The sequence below is a fragment of the Aquimarina sp. MMG016 genome, from assembly GCF_018100805.1.
Lineage (GTDB): Bacteria > Bacteroidota > Bacteroidia > Flavobacteriales > Flavobacteriaceae > Aquimarina.
The window spans coordinates 336,594-353,449 of record NZ_JAGJEA010000003.1 but is presented as its reverse complement, the minus strand read 5'-3'; the positions used below and the strand labels follow the sequence as shown (position 1 = coordinate 353,449).

General features: G+C 33.7%; 14 protein-coding genes. 10 read left to right on the top strand and 4 right to left on the bottom strand.

The features are described 5' to 3' along the window. Positions 1–141: 141 nt before the first annotated feature. Together J8M14_RS07840 and J8M14_RS07835 are read right to left on the bottom strand one after the other, a co-directional pair. On the bottom strand, positions 142–1,677 hold the full coding sequence (locus J8M14_RS07840) for a glycine--tRNA ligase (protein ID WP_211074040.1): 1,536 nt from the start codon (positions 1,675–1,677) through the stop codon (positions 142–144). Between the two features lie 149 nt (positions 1,678–1,826). Beyond that, positions 1,827–2,708 (bottom strand): hypothetical protein, encoded by an 882-nt coding sequence (locus J8M14_RS07835; RefSeq protein WP_211074039.1) that lies wholly within the window; start codon positions 2,706–2,708, stop codon positions 1,827–1,829. 92 nt (positions 2,709–2,800) lie between these two features. Between J8M14_RS07835 and J8M14_RS07830 the strand changes: the two genes are divergently transcribed. Beyond that, the gene (locus J8M14_RS07830) at positions 2,801–3,481 is read left to right on the top strand and encodes a ComF family protein (protein ID WP_211074038.1); all 681 of its coding nucleotides are present in this window, start codon (positions 2,801–2,803) and stop codon (positions 3,479–3,481) included. Positions 3,482–3,552: 71 nt separating this feature from the next. Beyond that, on the top strand, positions 3,553–5,166 hold the full coding sequence (locus tag J8M14_RS07825; RefSeq protein WP_211074037.1) for an Ig-like domain-containing protein: 1,614 nt from the start codon (positions 3,553–3,555) through the stop codon (positions 5,164–5,166). Here the strand turns inward: J8M14_RS07825 and J8M14_RS07820 are convergent. Both J8M14_RS07820 and J8M14_RS07815 read right to left on the bottom strand, forming a co-directional pair. Continuing rightward, positions 5,158–5,940 carry an amidohydrolase gene (locus tag J8M14_RS07820; RefSeq protein WP_211074036.1) on the bottom strand — a complete coding sequence of 261 codons (783 nt, stop codon included), beginning with the start codon at positions 5,938–5,940 and terminating at the stop codon, positions 5,158–5,160. The genes J8M14_RS07825 and J8M14_RS07820 overlap by 9 nt on opposite strands. A gap of 45 nt (positions 5,941–5,985) precedes the next feature. Continuing rightward, complete coding sequence (locus J8M14_RS07815; protein WP_211074035.1) at positions 5,986–6,621, bottom strand: MarR family transcriptional regulator; 636 nt, start codon at positions 6,619–6,621, stop codon at positions 5,986–5,988. A 130-nt stretch (positions 6,622–6,751) separates the two neighbouring features. Here J8M14_RS07815 and J8M14_RS07810 point away from each other — a divergent pair, with 130 nt between their 5' ends. From J8M14_RS07810 to J8M14_RS07775, 8 genes are all read left to right on the top strand, one after another. Continuing rightward, positions 6,752–9,109, top strand: coding sequence for a TonB-dependent receptor (locus tag J8M14_RS07810; RefSeq protein WP_211074034.1), 2,358 nt, complete (start codon positions 6,752–6,754; stop codon positions 9,107–9,109). A gap of 165 nt (positions 9,110–9,274) precedes the next feature. Beyond that, positions 9,275–12,679, top strand: a complete 3,405-nt coding sequence (ileS, locus tag J8M14_RS07805) for an isoleucine--tRNA ligase (RefSeq protein ID WP_211074033.1) — start codon at positions 9,275–9,277, stop codon at positions 12,677–12,679. Between the two features lie 4 nt (positions 12,680–12,683). Next, positions 12,684–13,067 (top strand): TraR/DksA C4-type zinc finger protein, encoded by a 384-nt coding sequence (locus tag J8M14_RS07800; RefSeq protein WP_211074032.1) that lies wholly within the window; start codon positions 12,684–12,686, stop codon positions 13,065–13,067. Between the two features lie 274 nt (positions 13,068–13,341). Then, a complete protein-coding gene (locus J8M14_RS07795) occupies positions 13,342–13,875 on the top strand; it encodes an RNA polymerase sigma factor (RefSeq protein WP_211074031.1) in 534 nt (177 codons plus the stop codon). 3 nt (positions 13,876–13,878) lie between these two features. After that, positions 13,879–14,670: a zf-HC2 domain-containing protein gene (locus J8M14_RS07790; RefSeq protein ID WP_211074273.1), complete on the top strand. Its 792-nt coding sequence runs from the start codon at positions 13,879–13,881 to the stop codon at positions 14,668–14,670. Between the two features lie 24 nt (positions 14,671–14,694). Continuing rightward, positions 14,695–15,453, top strand: coding sequence for a DUF4097 family beta strand repeat-containing protein (locus J8M14_RS07785; RefSeq protein WP_211074030.1), 759 nt, complete (start codon positions 14,695–14,697; stop codon positions 15,451–15,453). A gap of 34 nt (positions 15,454–15,487) precedes the next feature. Further along, positions 15,488–16,204 (top strand): DUF4097 family beta strand repeat-containing protein, encoded by a 717-nt coding sequence (locus tag J8M14_RS07780; RefSeq protein ID WP_211074029.1) that lies wholly within the window; start codon positions 15,488–15,490, stop codon positions 16,202–16,204. 43 nt (positions 16,205–16,247) lie between these two features. Continuing rightward, positions 16,248–16,856, top strand: a complete 609-nt coding sequence (locus J8M14_RS07775) for a hypothetical protein (protein WP_211074028.1) — start codon at positions 16,248–16,250, stop codon at positions 16,854–16,856.

The following is a 16,856-nucleotide window of genomic DNA, read 5'->3' as shown; positions in this document are numbered from 1 at the left end:
TTTGAAGGTCTTTCTGATTTAATCTTTTGAATAATGAAACTAAAATAGGTTTGCTAAACGATAGAAAGAGATTCTCTATCAAGTATTTAGTTTTAAATACTTGATAGAGAATCTCTTTCTATATAATTAACACTTAAAAAATTATTTCAACCAGTGTTCTGCATCGGTCTTCTCTGAAATAATAGATTTTAGATCTGAGATTGAAACACGCTTTTGTTCCATTGTATCTCTATCTCTTATCGTAACGGTTTGATCATTTATAGTATCGTGATCAATAGTTATACAAAATGGAGTTCCATTAGCATCCTGTCTTCTGTATCTACGTCCGATAGCGTCTTTTTCATCATAGATCACATTAAATTTCCATTTAAGGTCATCTACAATTTTTTGTGCAATTTCCGGTAACCCATCTTTTTTGACTAACGGAAGTATAGCGGCTTTTACAGGTGCTACAACCGCAGGAAGTTTAAGAACCACTCTACTCGTTCCATCTTCTAATGCTTCATCCTGTAATGCCGTAGCAAATACCGCCAGGAACATTCTGTCTAAACCTACAGAAGTTTCTACGACATAAGGAACATAACTTTCCTTCATCTCAGGATCGAAGAATTGTAACTTTTTACCCGAAAATTCTTCGTGGGCTTTTAAATCAAAATCAGTTCTGGAATGAATTCCTTCTAATTCTTTAAATCCAAATGGAAAATTGAATTCTATATCAGCGGCAGCATTAGCATAATGAGCTAACTTATCGTGATCGTGAAAACGATAGTTTTCTTTTCCAAGCCCCAAAGATAAATGCCAGTTCAATCTAGTCTCTTTCCAGTATTCATACCACTTCATTTCTTCTCCCGGACGAACAAAAAACTGCATTTCCATCTGTTCGAATTCTCGCATTCTAAAGATGAATTGTCGCGCAACGATTTCATTTCTAAAAGCTTTTCCTGTTTGAGCAATACCAAAAGGAATTTTCATTCTTCCTGTTTTCTGTACATTCAAGAAGTTTACAAAAATACCTTGAGCAGTTTCTGGTCTTAGAAATAAATCCGAAGCAGTTTCTGCAGAAGCACCTAGCTTAGTGCCAAACATAAGATTGAATTGCTTTACATCAGTCCAATTTTTGCTTCCGGACTCTGGACAAGCAATACCTAATTCTTCGATCAAAGCTTTTACATCTCCAAGATCTTCGTTTTCCAAAGACTTACCCATTCGCTTTAGCACAGCATCTTTTTCAGAAAGATACTTTACAACTCTTGGGTTTGTAGCAACAAATTGTGCTTCGTCGAAGGAGTCGCCAAAACGTTTCTTGGCTTTAGTAATTTCTTTTTGAGCTTTCTGATTAAGCTTTTCAGCATAATCTTCGATTAATACATCAGCTCTATATCTTTTCTTAGAATCTTTATTGTCAATTAATGGGTCATTAAAAGCATCTACGTGTCCAGAAGCTTTCCAGGTAGTTGGATGCATTAATATAGCGGCATCAAGCCCAACAATATTTTGGTGCATATACACCATGCTTTTCCACCAATATTCTCTTATGTTTTTTTTAAGCTCGGCTCCATTCTGACCATAATCATATACAGCGCTTAATCCATCATAGATTTCACTAGAGCCAAAAATATACCCATACTCTTTAGCATGGGCAATTACCTTCTTGAATTTATCTTCTTGCTTTGCCATGGCGCAAAAATAATTGAATTTAAGTGAATTAAAAATGAATTTATTTATAAAATGAAAGGGTGCGGTGCGTTTCTGACAGAAACACAAAAAAACCGTCATATTTAGCATAAATATGACGGTTTTTTTGTGTTACCTTAAGAAAAAAAGGACTATTTCAATTCAAACTGCGTATTTGAGATCATTCTTGGTCCAGAGAATAAGTTAACTTCATAGCTACCTTTCATAATTTCTCCTTCAGCGGTATCAACAAGGATACAAACATCTAAAGCGTCATTTTCATAAAACACTTTGTTTTTACCACTATACGTAAGAACACCTTGGTCAAAGTTCACTGCAAGTTTGTCTCCAATAAGGTTGTTTTCAGGATTAATAACCTGCACATATAGATCTTTATCACCTTTTTCAGTTAGCTTGTTTGGAGAAAGTGTAAAACACACTCTTACTTTCTCAGCTCTGCTAGATCTTGATGTAGGAGAAATTTTACCACTGTTACGAACACGAACACCTTCAGCTTTGATGTTGGCAGCTGTCAATGCAGAACCTCTTTCTACAATTTCAGCTAATTTTTCATTCTGAGTTCTTAATGAATCTGAGAAAATAATTCTTTGATTCAATGCTACAGAAGTACTATCTAGATCTGTTGCTAATTGAGTGTTTGCAGCAGTTAAACTATCTGCAAGCTTGAATAGTTTTTCACGCTCTCTCTTAAGTTTACCTACTTCTCTTCTGTATCTGGAGATCAAAGCCAGATTAGCATCGTTGTCTTTTACACTATCTAAAAGCACTACAATACGTTCTTTAGCCTTAAGTAAATGATCATCCATTACTTCGTTTAAAGCAATAGCATTGTCATACTTAGTAATTAGCTCTCCTAATTCACTTTCTATAAGATCTTTTTCTTGTTGCAAAATAGCTTTATTCTGCTTTTCTTCATTGTAAAACTTATAAGTAAATATCCCCAGAATTAATAATAATGCTCCAAGAACTCCTATAAGAATTTTAAGGGTCAGATTATTGTTTTGAGTTGTCATAATAAATTTCTATTTTTTGATGGTTATGTTAAATAGTAGATTTTTCTTAAATCCGGTTAAATATAGTAATTAATGTTTATTTGCCTAACAATATGCTGAGAGACTTAATTTATTTATTTTATCCCATATATTGCGCTGCCTGTGATAATCCATTATATAAGAACGAAAGGTTGTTGTGTACATCTTGTCGTCACAAGCTCCCTTTGGGTAATTTCCATAAGGTAAACGCTAAAAAGATTGAAAAAGTATTTTATGGACGTATCAAAATTGAAAATGCTACATCACTTTTTATATTTCAAAAGGATGGTTTAGTCCAAAATTTAATACATAACCTAAAGTATCGAGGACAAGAAAAGATAGGAGAAGAACTTGGTAAATGGTTAGGTGAAGAAATAAGTCATAGCTCTGATTATCAAAGTATTGATGTTGTTATTCCTGTGCCTTTACACAAGAGAAGATTACGAGAAAGAGGATACAATCAAGTTGAGAAATTCGGAATAGAAATTGCTAAAAAATTAGATGCAGAATATATTGATTATGTATTGAAAAAAATTTCCTACAACAAGAAACAATCTAAACATGGAAGACTAACCAGATGGATAAATACTTCTGAAACATTTGGTATAGCGCATGAGTCTTTGTTAATAAACAAACATATTTTACTTGTTGATGATATTGTTACCACTGGTTCCACAATAGAAGCTTGTGTAGAAGTGGTAAAATCGATTCCTGGTATTAAGGTTAGTATTGCAACAATGGCAATAACCGAATAAATAGAGTTTCATTAAGTTTTTTGTTTGTTATAAATAGTTGTTTCTTTGTGTCTTAAAATTTTTACGACGATATGTCCAAAAGACTTTATACGTTATTATTAGGTGCTTTATGTACTATTTTAGTAGTCAATTGTGCAAAAAAGGGAAGCATTACTGGAGGTGATAAGGATGAAACGCCACCTGTATTTGTTAAAGCTTTGCCTCCTAATTTTTCTACTGGTTATGATAAGGATGAAATACGAATATATTTTGATGAGTATATAAAATTAAAAGATCCGCAGAAACAGATTATCATATCTCCACCGATGGATCCAAAACCTACCATTACACCATTAGGTAGTGCAAATAAATTTGTAAAAATTAAATTTCTGGACACTTTGTTAGAGAATACTACATATAGTATCAATTTTGGTGAAAGTGTAGTGGATAATAATGAAGGTAACCCCTATCCGTTTTTTAGATATGTTTTTTCTACAGGAGAAACTCTCGATTCATTAAGTATTAAAGGAACTATCACAGATGCTATCGATAAAAAGGCTGAACCATTTACCACTATAGTTTTGTATGAAGTAAATGATAGCTATAAAGACTCACTAGTATATTCTACGGTTCCAAGATATGTTACCAGTACACTTGATAGTATTGATTTTAAGTTTTATAACCTTAAAGAAGGAACATATAAATTAATAGCGCTCAAAGATGCGGCTACGAATTATACCTATGAGCCAAAGCAAGATAAAATTGGTTTCTATGAAGAAATAGTTACACTTCCTGCAGATACAGCTAAACTTTTTACGATTAATGTATTTAAAGAAGAATTAGATTTTAAGGCCTTAAGACCGAAACAAGTTTCAAAAAACGCTTTTGTTTTTGGGTATGAAGGAGCTGCAGATAGTATGAGAATTAAACTACTTAGTAAAGCGCCGGAAGATTTTAAAACAAAAGTTATTCGGGATAAAGAAAAAGATACACTTCGATATTGGTTTAAGCCTTTTTTTGAAGCTGATTCTTTGATTTTTGAAATCACTAATTCTAAAAACTATAAAGATACTCTTGTGGCCAGATTCAAGGACCAGTATAAAGATTCATTAAATATTACTTCTAATGTAAAAGGTAGTATTGGATTTGATCAAGAATTTATACTTTCTGCGAATACGCCAATTGAGCTTGTTGATGAAAAGCTGATTTCGTTAACAGATAAAGATACTGTAGATGTTCCATTTTCCGTAGAAATGGATAAGAAAAATAACGAAGCTAAAATTGTATTCGATAAAACAGAAAGTAATGCATATTCTATGCAACTGTTACCAGAAGCCGTAAAAGATTTTATTGGTAATGTAAATGATACTATTAATTATAACTTCAGAACCAAAAAATTAGCGGACTACGGTAAAATCTTTTTGACTGTTCAGAATGTAAAGCAGTATCCTTTAATCGTTCAGGCTACAAATGAAAAAGGAGAAGTGCTTTCAGAAAAAATTGCTACTGATGAAAAAACCCTTGTTTTTGATAATCTTGATCCAGGTAAATATTTTATTAGAGTCGTTTTTGATACTAATAAAAATGGAAAATGGGATACAGGTAATTTCTTAAAAGGCCTTCAGCCAGAAAAGGTATCATATTATCCTCAGGAAATAGATGTCAGAGCTAATTGGGAGTTGAAACAAACCTTTGTTTTAGAGTAGAGTAAACTGATCTCGATCTTCTAAAAACGGTAATTTCTCTCTAGTTTTTTGAATATGAGACTTATCAATAGTCGCATAAAGAATCGCTTCTTTTTCTATTGGATTTTCTTCTAAAACTGAATTTCCCAAAACATCATATACAGCAGAATGACCATTATATTCATAACCTTTACCATCTAGCCCTACTCGGTTCACACCAATGCAGTAGCACATATTTTCAATTGCCCTGGCTTTTAATAATGTATCCCAGGCATTGACACGTGGCTTTGGCCAACTAGCAACATAAATCAAGACATCATATCCAGAAGTATTTCTTGCCCAAACTGGAAATCGAAGATCGTAACAAATTTGTGGTTTGATTTTCCATCCTTTATAATTGATCAATATTTCTTCTTGTCCGGCAGTAAAAACTTCCTGTTCTTTAGCTAAAGTAAACAGTTGGTGTTTATCGTACTGATGAATTTTACCATCTGGCATCATAAAAAGGAAACGATTATAATAGTTACCACCTTCTTTAATAATGATACTTCCTGCCACAGCACAATCTTTTGATTTTGAAATATCTTTTAACCATTGTACAGTCTCGCCATTCATAGTTTCAGCAACTTTCTTAGCATTCATGGTAAACCCTGTATTGAACATTTCGGGTAAAACTATAAGGTCAATATCTGGTATGATGGAGTCGATTTTTTCTGTAAAAGCTTCTCGGTTTTGGGCAGCATTTTCCCAGATAAGATCGGGTTGAATTAAAGTTATATTTAAAATTTCCTTCATAGTTTAAAAATACTAAAATCAAATTGCTATTGAATAATTTTTCAATTACAATGAGTACTTTTCTATAATTGCATTCAGGTCTTTCTCTTCTTGTAAATAGATTGGTAGATGAAATTCGTCTAGTTTTTTTAGAATTTTTAGCAATGTTATTTGTTCATCAGTCGTTAAAGAACCGCTTACTGTTTTTGCTGCTTTGCTTGCTTCTGAATATGCTGCAATCACATTTTCTTCGCCATTTTTGGTCAATCGTAATAATTTACTCCTTTTGTCATTGGGGTTCGGAAATTGTTCGATGAGTTCATTTTTTAGTAGGCGTTTAATGACCTCCATACCAGAAGACTTTTCGTAGGCCATTTTTTTGATTAAATCTGTTTTGCCAATAGGTCCGGATCTATGAAGTATGGCAGTAAAAGCAAAATCCATATCTGTAGCAAATGGTAAATTTACCATTGCAGATTTTATATATGAATTAGAATACCTGCTCATTCGCCCTATATAAGCTGCTATTTCTGCCTCTATACTATGACCAGTGATCTCATACTCTTCATTAGAAACTGTTTCGTCCATCCTTTTCGATAGCCAATTTGAAAATGTTTTTAGGTTAACATGTATATTGACTCTATCGTTTACAAACTCTCCTGTGAGATCAATTAGTTGTTTTATTAAGCTATAAACCTCCATTCAAACTATTTTTTAACACTAAATTAAAATAAATTATTGCTATAACATACTTTTTTTGTTTAATCTTTGCAAAATAAAATTAAACAATGATATTTTAGAAAGATACAAAATCAAGAAAACCTATATAGCTATGTTATATATTAAAAACATCATTTTTACACTTTTTTTGCTGTTTGCCTCAAACCTATCAGCACAAGTATTTGGAGAAATTTCAGGAAATGTAACCGATCAAACTGGTTTACCTGTTTTAGGTGCTTCAGTTTTCCTTGAGGGGACTGAAAAAGGAGCGCAAACAGATTTTGACGGTAATTACCGTATTGAAGAAGTTGTTCCTGGTTCTTATAACTTAATTGTTAGTTATGTTGGCTTTGAAACTCAAACTAAGTTTAACATCATAGTAAAATCAAAAGGTACACCAGCCTATAATTTTGTTCTTAAAGAAGCTGCTGAAGCATTGGATGAAGTTGTGATCAGTAACGCTAACAAAATAAGCAGACCTAAAGAGACTCCGTTGTCAACACAATCGCTATCAGCTGTAGAAATTGCAACATATCCAGGGAGTAATAATGATGTAGTTCAGGTTGCACAGACGCTTCCCGGGGTTTCTCCATCTATTGGTGGGTTCCGTAATGATTTGATCATTCGTGGTGGTGCTCCAAATGAAACGGTCTATTATTTGGATGGTATGGAAGTACCAAATATCAACCATTTTAGTACGCAAGGAAGTGCTGGAGGACCTGTTGGGTTAATCAATGTATCTTTTATTGATAATGTTACTCTGTCTACTTCGGCATTTGGAGCTCAATATGATAATCCACTCTCGGGAGTATTACAATTTAGCCAACGTAATGGTAATAATAGGAATTTTAGTGGAAACTTTAGAGTAAGTGCAAGTGAAGCAGCTCTAACATTAGAAGGCCCACTTTTTAAAGGTGTTAAAGAAGAAGCTAAGACAACGTTTTTAGTATCTGCAAGACGGAGTTATCTTCAATTTTTATTTGAGGTGATTGGACTTCCTTTTAGACCAAATTACTGGGATTATCAATATAAAATAAACCATAAGATTAATGCATATAATGAGATCAGTTTTATTGGTTTAGGGTCAATAGACGACTTTTCTGTAGAAGCTCCTGATGATTTTGATATAGAACAACAAGCGCAATTAGAGCAAGCTCCTTTTATAGAACAACGTACAAATGCGATAGGGCTATCCTGGAAAAACCGTTTTAAAGATGGATCAGGATTTATGGAAACCACTGTGAGTAATAACACCTTAGATAATGAATTCACAAGATATGAGGATCCGGAAAATGAGACAGGAGTAATCTTTAGTAATAATGCTACTGAATCAGAAACTAAATTGAGATATCAATTAACCAAATTTTTTGGTGATTGGAAACTTATTACAGGATTTAATACACAATATTCTGATTACAGCAATGAAACGGTAAATCTTACAGACAACAATATTTTCAATACAAAAATTGATTTTTTTAAATATGGTTTGTTTGCTAATATGACTAAATCATTTTTTAAGGATAAGTTGGATCTATCATTTGGTTTCAGAATGGACGATGACAGCTTCACGGATCAAGATAATTTGCTTTCGACATTCTCTCCTCGATTATCTTTATCCTATGAGTTTAAAGAAAACTGGAGATTAAATGGTTCTTTGGGTCGTTATTATAAACTGCCGCCATATACCATTTTAGGCTTTAGAGATAATAACAATATTCTGGTTAATCAAAATGTAGAATATACGGTTAGTGATCATTATGTTCTTGGTCTGCAACATTATTTTAGTCCTTCATCAAGTATTTCTTTAGAAGGCTTCTATAAACGTTATGATGATTATCCGGTTTCAGTTTTAGACGGAGTCTCTTTAGCCAATAAAGGAGCCGACTTTGAAATATTAGGAAGCGAAGATGTAGCTACAGTAGGAAGAGGAAGAAGCTATGGAGCCGAACTTCAGTTTCAGCAAAAGCTTTCTAATAATTTCTATGGCATCTTTGCATACACTTGGTTTTATAGTGAATTTACTGGTTTTGACAGAGAGAATTATTTGCCATCAGTGTGGGATAGCCGCCATTTGATTTCGTTTACAGGAGGGTACAAGCTTAAAAAGAATTGGGAAATAAGTGCACGATATCGTTTTGCAGGAGAAACCCCTTTTGTACCTACTGATCTAGATGCTACACTTGCTAATTATCCCGAGGTTATTTTGGACTATGATCGTTTGGGAGAAGAAAAACTAGACACTTTCAGTCAACTAGATTTACGTATTGATAAAAAATGGAATTTTAAAAAATTATCATTAGATGTTTTTATCGAAGCTCAAAACGTACTAGGGCAAAAAACTCCAGAGCCCACGCAATATGGATTAAACAGAGATACTAATGGAAGTATTATACAGCCCAGAAGCTTAACAGCTATTGAAACTGAAACCGGACAGATTATCCCTAGTATTGGTATTGTAATTGATTTTTAAAAGACTAAAAATACCATAAATACATCTTGCTTTTATAGGAAATAGTAAAGGAGGTGTTAAAAAAACAATACATCGATAACATTTATTTCATATCGTGGTGTAATTTCGACCCTCTTTTTTCCAGAAAATCCTTATTTTCGCAGACTTAACAGAAAGAACGATCAAATGAGCACGAAGTTTCCTGAATATAAAGGACTTGACCTACCAAAAGTAGCTGACGAAATACTAGATTTTTGGCAACAAAATGACATATTTGAGAAAAGTATTAGTGAGCGTGATGGAGCAGAACCGTTTGTGTTTTTTGAAGGGCCACCTTCAGCAAACGGATTACCTGGAATTCACCACGTAATGGCTCGTGCAATTAAGGATATTTTTTGTCGATACAAAACCCAAAAAGGATATCAGGTAAAACGTAAGGCCGGCTGGGATACTCATGGACTACCTATAGAACTTGGAGTAGAAAAAGAATTAGGAATTACTAAAGAGGATATCGGTAAAAAAATTACAGTAGAGGAGTACAATGCAGCCTGCAAAAAAGCGGTTATGCGTTATACAGATGTTTGGAATGATCTTACTGAAAAGATTGGATATTGGGTAGATATGGATGATCCATATATCACCTATAAATCCAAATATATGGAGAGTGTGTGGTGGTTGCTTTCACAGATCTATAAAAAAGGATTGTTATATAAAGGATATACAATTCAGCCTTATTCTCCAAAAGCTGGTACTGGGCTTAGTTCTCATGAGTTAAACCAGCCTGGAACTTATCAAGACGTTACAGATACTACTGTAGTAGCACAGTTTAAGGCTAAAGCCGAAACGCTTCCATCATTTTTAAAAGAGATAGCAGAAGATATTTACTTTTTGGCTTGGACAACAACTCCTTGGACACTTCCATCCAACACTGCATTGACGGTTGGGCCAAAAATTGACTATGTGGTTGTCAAAACATATAATCAATATACTTTTGAGCCGATTAATGTTATTTTGGCTAAGAGTTTGGTTGGGAAGCAGTTTGCAGGGAAGTTTATTCAAGCTGAAACTGAAGATGAACTAAAAGCCTTCAAAGAAGGAGACAAAAAAGTTCCTTATTTTATTCTTAAAGAATTCAAGGGGGCAGATCTTGTCGAAATTCGTTATGAGCAATTAATAGATTATGCTCAGCCACACGATAATCCTGAGCATGCATTTAGAGTTATTACAGGAGATTTTGTAACCACAGAAGACGGTACAGGTATTGTTCATACAGCGCCAACATTTGGGGCAGATGATGCTATGGTTGCCAAACAAGCAACACCAGAAGTTCCGCCAATGTTGGTAAAAGATGATGACGACAATCTGGTTCCATTAGTAGATTTACAGGGTAAGTTCACTAAACATATGGGCGAATTCGCAGGTAAATATGTTAAGAATGAATACTATAATGATGGTGAGGCTCCTGAGAAATCAGTTGATGTAGAAATAGCTATAAAGCTAAAAATAGAGAACAAAGCCTTTAAGGTTGAAAAATATGTGCATAGTTACCCGAATTGCTGGCGTACTGATAAACCTGTACTTTACTATCCGTTAGATTCCTGGTTTATCAAGGTTACAGATTTTAAGGATCGTATGCACGAACTTAATTTAGGAATCAATTGGAAACCAAAAGCAACAGGAGAAGGAAGATTTGGTAATTGGCTTGCTAACGCTAATGACTGGAACCTGTCGCGTTCACGTTTTTGGGGTATTCCATTACCTATTTGGAGGACAGAAGATGGTAAAGAAGAATTAATTATTGGTTCTGTAGAAGAATTAAAAGCTGAAATGGCTAAAGCAGTTGAAGCTGGAGTTCTCGAAGCTGATATTTTTACTGATTTTACTGTTGGTGATATGAGTGAGGAAAACTATGATAAAGTAGATCTTCATAAAAATGTTGTGGATCAGATTACTTTGGTTTCTGCTTCAGGAAAACCTATGAAACGTGAGAGTGATTTGATCGACGTTTGGTTTGATTCTGGATCAATGCCTTATGCGCAATGGCATTATCCTTTTGAAAATAAAGAAAAAGTAGAATCAGGAGAACGCAAAGCAGACTTTATAGCAGAAGGTGTAGACCAAACTCGCGGGTGGTTCTATACATTGCATGCTATTGGAACTATGATCTTTGATGATGTAGCTTATAAAAATGTTGTGTCTAATGGATTGGTCTTAGACAAGAACGGACAGAAAATGTCTAAAAGACTTGGAAATGCGGCAGACCCATTTGAAACATTAAAAACCTATGGCGCTGATGCTACAAGGTGGTATATGATCAGTAATGCCAATCCTTGGGATAACCTGAAATTCGATTTAGAGGGAATTGCTGAGGTACGTCGTAAGTTTTTTGGAACACTGTATAATACGTATTCATTCTTTACACTTTACGCTAATATAGATAACTTCTCTTATGCAGAAGCTGATATTCCATTAGCAGAACGCCCTGAGATAGATCGTTGGATTCTGAGTGAGTTACATACATTGATCAAAAATGTTGATGAATATTATAACGATTATGAACCAACCAAAGCAACTAGAGCAATTTCTGACTTCGTACAGGAAAACCTAAGCAATTGGTTTGTAAGATTAAGTAGAAGGAGATATTGGAAAGGAGATTATCAACAAGATAAAATTTCTGCATATCAAACCTTATATACGTGTATGCTTACTGTAGCAAAATTAGGAGCTCCAGTTGCGCCATTTTTCATGGATCGTTTGTATAAAGATTTGATAGTAGGAACATCAAAAGAAGCTTTTGAAAGTGTGCATTTGGCACATTTCCCAAAATATAATGAATCTTTTGTAGATAAAGCATTAGAGCATAAAATGCAAAAAGCACAAACTGTCTCTTCATTGGTGCTTTCGCTACGCCAAAAAGAAAAGATCAAAGTGCGTCAACCACTTCAGAGAATTATGATTCCGGTACTGAATGAAGCTGAAAAAGCAGAGATCAACGATATCGCTAATTTGGTTAAAAGTGAGGTTAATGTGAAAGAAATTGAGCTTATTGATGATGCCTCAGGGATATTAGTAAAGCAAATTAAACCAAATTTTAAAGCTTTGGGCCCTCGTTTTGGAAAGGATATGAAGTTGATTGCCAATAAGATACAGGGATTTGATCAGGAAAGTATTAAAATTCTTGAACAAACAGGCAATTTTGATGTAGAAATTAATGATAAAATTATTACATTAGGAACCGATGATGTAGAAATCAGTTCTCAGGATATTGAGGGATGGTTGGTTGCAAATTCAGGTCCGCTAACAGTTGCGTTAGATGTGACGATTACTCCAGAGCTGAAAAAAGAAGGGATTGCTAGGGAACTTGTGAATCGAATCCAGAATATCCGTAAGGATAGTGGGCTTGAGGTGACTGATAAAATAGAAATTGTTTTTCAAGAAAACAAAGCTATTCAGGAGGCTGTAACCAATAATGAGACCTATATCAAGAATGAAACGTTAACCGAAACAATTGAATTTGCAAAAGATATAATAAATGGTACGGAAATTGCGTTTGACGACATTGCAACCCAATTGGTAATTAAAAAACATTAAGAATATGGCAGAAGATGTAAAAGTAAGGTACAGTGACGCTGATTTGGCGATGTTCAAGGAAATTATCCTTGAAAAAGTAGAAAAAGCAAAAAAGGACTTAGAATTACTTCAAAGTGCTTATAAAAATGATGGAAATAATGGTACAGACGATACCTCTCCAACATTTAAAGCTTTTGAAGAAGGGAGTGAGACCATGTCTAAAGAAGCAAATACACAACTTGCGATTAGGCAAGAGAAATTTGTTCGTGACCTTAAGAATGCTTTGCTACGAATTGAGAACAAAACGTATGGAATTTGCCGTGTAACAGGTAAATTAATTAATCCGGAGAGATTAAAGCTGGTTCCTCATGCTACCCTTAGTATTGAGGCTAAGAATATGCAGAGCTAACAAACTGTAAAATATTGTAAATTTAAAGTGCTTTCCAAATCGGGAAGCACTTTTTTTATTAGTGAAGTTCGATTTTGAGAATCTACCTCAGGTAGATTCTCAAAATTGTAAGTTGAACCTGCCTACCAGGTGCAGGGTAGGCAGTCTAATCCCGCTTTTTTAGCAGGATCTTTCTTAAAACTAAATAAAAATTTAAAAAATAATTCTAATGAGTCTGTAACCTTTTTTAAAAATAGAGGTATTACTGATAGAAACTAATCAAAAGAGTAACATCTTGGAAAACTTAAATGATGAAGAATTAATGATTCTGGTATCTAACGGAAATTTAGATATGATGAGCGTGTTATTCGATCGATATCATGTTAGGATCTATAATTTTTTACTAAAGATGACTCGAGATCGAGATGTTAGTCAGGATATTACTCAAGAGGTTTTCTACAAGGCAATCAAATATAGAACCTCTTATAAAAAAGGAAAGTTTTCATCCTGGATTTATACGATTGCGAGAAATATATTCTCTGATCATTATCAAAGCAAGAAAACGGCAGCTCAGCGATTGGATGAGGTCGAGTATAAAACCAAAACAGAAGACATAAGTACTATTGAAAAAGATGAAGTTGCAGAACAGTTGCATCAAGCATTAGAACAATTGAATACAAGTGATAGAGAGTTAGTTATTATGAATCGATACCAAGGAATCAAATATCAAGAAATCGCAGAGATTGTGGGTTCGACTGAAGGAGCTGTGAAAACAAGGGTGCATCGTGCAATTAATAAATTAAAAGATCATTATCTCCAAAATATATAAGCTATGAACTGTAAACAAATAGAAGGTCAACTCATTGATTATCTGGATCATAATTTAGATCAGAAGACTTATCAGATGCTGAAAACACATTTGGAAGAATGTGCAAGTTGTAGTTCTGCTTTACAGGAACTTCAAACTGTTTTTGAGGGAATAGATAGTGATCCGCAAGAACTTCCTGATGCAAGTATTCAGCAAAATTTTAAGGCAATGCTTGAGAAAGAAAAAATATTGTTGAATGATACTAAAGTAGTTTCATTAGAGAGAAAACCCAGAGGTTCTTGGAAAACAGCTTTGCAAATAGCTGCCACAATAGCTTTGGTGATTTCGGCTTATTTCTATGGAAAAATGGAAAATAATGAATCTGTTTCCAAGGAAATAGCTGTTCTAGAAGAAGAAAAAATAGAAATGAAGCAAACGATGACCATTTCGCTGATAGAAAATGAATCAGCAAGTAAACGTTTACAGGCAGTAAACTATGCAGAGGAATTTGAAAAACCAGGGAATGATATTCTTAAAGCTTTAATAGATAAAATGTATTACGACGATCATATTAATGTGCGATTAGCTGCAGCAGAGGCACTAGTAAAATTTTCTGATCAGGAAATGGTTCGTAAGGCATTAATCAAAGCTCTGGATATGGAACAAGATCCAGGCATGCAAATTGAATTAATTCAGATTTTAGTTACCATTCAGGAAAAGCGCGCAATACCTGCTATGGAAAAGTTGCTTCGTAATGAAGAAACACCCAATTATGTAAAAGATCAAGTAATTATTGGTCTGCCAAGTTTAATTTAAAATTTCAATCAAAAACGAATAATCATGAAAAATATAGTAATCGCAATATTATTACTAATAGGAGTCGGAAACCTTAATGCGCAAGAAGACTATGTGCAATCTTTGCAGGGAGTAAAGAAGGTGAAAATTAGTTCAGAATCAGGAGTAGAGATAAAGTCACACGATAAAAACGAAGTTCTCATTGTAGGTGATGAGCGCAAGATGCCGGAAAAAGCCAGAGGACTAAAAGCTGTTTACGCAGGCGGAAGTGATAATACAGGATTCGGAGTGCATGTCAAAAGAGAAGGAGAAACGCTTACATTAATAAACCTGAAAAACATGCATAGCTCTACTTTAGAAGTTTTCCTTCCTAAAAGTGTAAATATCACTATTGAGAAAAGTAACCTTGGGAGTATAGAAATTAATGGTTTCTCTTCAGAAATTGAAGCTACCACAAATGTAGGTAACATTACTTTTAAAGACGTTACTGGGCCTATTGTAGCCAAAACAGCAACAGGAGAAATTAATGTGGTTTTTAATAAAGTAAGTCAGAGCTCACCAATTTCATTGATTTCTGCAACCGGAGCTATAGATGTAAGTCTTCCATCGAATACACCTGCCAATTTGGAGTTAAAAACTGCTATGGGAGAAATTTATACAGATTTTGAAATCAAATTTCCAAGTAAAGATGACAATATGAAAATTGTTGCTGGAAAAAGAACAATCGAAACCGAATTAAATAACGGAGGAGTAGAAATTAGTCTAAGATCTTCTACAGGAAATATTTATCTAAGAAAAAAATAAAGAGGTCATCAATTAATCAAACAACAACAGAATAATGAAAAATGTAATAAAACTTATCGTATTGTGCTTAGCAGCATTCCAGGTGAATGCACAAAAAGTAATTGAAAAAGAAATCACTACATCTGCAGATAGAATTAAAGCAGAATTTAAATTTGCGGATGATATCACTATCAAAACATGGGATAAAAATGAAGTATATCTAAAAGCCGAAGTAAGCATTAATGATGGTCAGTTTGATGATTATTATACACTTAATATTGATAATTCCTCTTCAGTTTTGGATATAGAATCGGATTATGGAGACTTATTTGACAAATGGAAAAAAGAGGAGAAAGGCTCTAATCGTAAGAACAATTGGGGACCATGTAATAATTTAGATATAGACGCTAATTATACCTTATATATTCCTAAAAACTCTAAGTTTAGGATAAAAAGTATTTCGGGAGATATAGCTTCAGAAGAATATCAAGGCGAACTGGAAGTAGATATCATTAGTGGAAATATTGATATCAAGAAGTATAGTGGCGATCTTATGCTTAAAACTGTAAGTGGAGATATTGATGTCAAGGTGTCAAAATCAAAACTTAGAGCAGAGACTGTAACGGGAATGATCTACTCAGATAAAGACATGAATTTTGATCAAGGTAAAAATAGAATTGTGGGTAGTAAAGTAACTGGATCTTTTGGGGATGTTAAAAGTGAACTGGATCTCAAAACAGTTAGTGGCGATATTTTTATAAGGAAACAATAAAGCTTTCCCTATATTTGATTAAGAAAATAACTACTTTGGAGGCATGAAGTGGTTATTTTCTTTTTTTATATCGATTACTATTCATGCGCAATCTACTTTTGATAAAAGTTTTGATACCTCTGAAGTAGAAGAAGTCGAAATTGTTTTGCATAATACCTTTGAGATTGAGATCATTAATAATATTGAAGATAAAGTCATATTTAATGGAGTATCTGAAGGAGAGTACGAAAATGATATTTTAATCAAAGCAAAACAATATGGAAAGAGAATTGTTCTGGAAGATGAGATACAGCCTTTTTCAGAAAACCATAACGATAAATTAAGTGCTCATAAGGTATTTGTGGTAAAAGTGAAGTTACAAATACCTGATCATCTTAATGTAGTTATAAAATCGCGTATAGCCTCTTTAGATATCAATGGAGAGTTTAAAAACCTTTTTGCAGAACTTGATTCTGGTGATTGCCTATTAAATTCTTTTATAGGTAATGCAACAATTAATACGCTTAGCGGAAATATAAATGTTTTTACAGAAAACGCTAATATCATTACTTCTACAAAATCTGGTAAAATTAATTCTGAAAACATAACTGGAGCGTACCAAATAAATCTAAAATCGATAAGCGGAAACATAAGTGTTTATAAAACAAAATAA

Coding starts and splice junctions, on each gene's coding strand:
- J8M14_RS07840 (WP_211074040.1), bottom strand. CDS start 1,677: ATGGCAAAGCAAGAAGATAAATTCAAGAAGGTAATTGCCCATGCTAAA.
- J8M14_RS07835 (WP_211074039.1), bottom strand. CDS start 2,708: ATGACAACTCAAAACAATAATCTGACCCTTAAAATTCTTATAGGAGTT.
- J8M14_RS07830 (WP_211074038.1), top strand. CDS start 2,801: ATGCTGAGAGACTTAATTTATTTATTTTATCCCATATATTGCGCTGCC.
- J8M14_RS07825 (WP_211074037.1), top strand. CDS start 3,553: ATGTCCAAAAGACTTTATACGTTATTATTAGGTGCTTTATGTACTATT.
- J8M14_RS07820 (WP_211074036.1), bottom strand. CDS start 5,940: ATGAAGGAAATTTTAAATATAACTTTAATTCAACCCGATCTTATCTGG.
- J8M14_RS07815 (WP_211074035.1), bottom strand. CDS start 6,621: ATGGAGGTTTATAGCTTAATAAAACAACTAATTGATCTCACAGGAGAG.
- J8M14_RS07810 (WP_211074034.1), top strand. CDS start 6,752: ATGTTATATATTAAAAACATCATTTTTACACTTTTTTTGCTGTTTGCC.
- ileS (WP_211074033.1), top strand. CDS start 9,275: ATGAGCACGAAGTTTCCTGAATATAAAGGACTTGACCTACCAAAAGTA.
- J8M14_RS07800 (WP_211074032.1), top strand. CDS start 12,684: ATGGCAGAAGATGTAAAAGTAAGGTACAGTGACGCTGATTTGGCGATG.
- J8M14_RS07790 (WP_211074273.1), top strand. CDS start 13,879: ATGAACTGTAAACAAATAGAAGGTCAACTCATTGATTATCTGGATCAT.
- J8M14_RS07785 (WP_211074030.1), top strand. CDS start 14,695: ATGAAAAATATAGTAATCGCAATATTATTACTAATAGGAGTCGGAAAC.
- J8M14_RS07780 (WP_211074029.1), top strand. CDS start 15,488: ATGAAAAATGTAATAAAACTTATCGTATTGTGCTTAGCAGCATTCCAG.
- J8M14_RS07775 (WP_211074028.1), top strand. CDS start 16,248: ATGAAGTGGTTATTTTCTTTTTTTATATCGATTACTATTCATGCGCAA.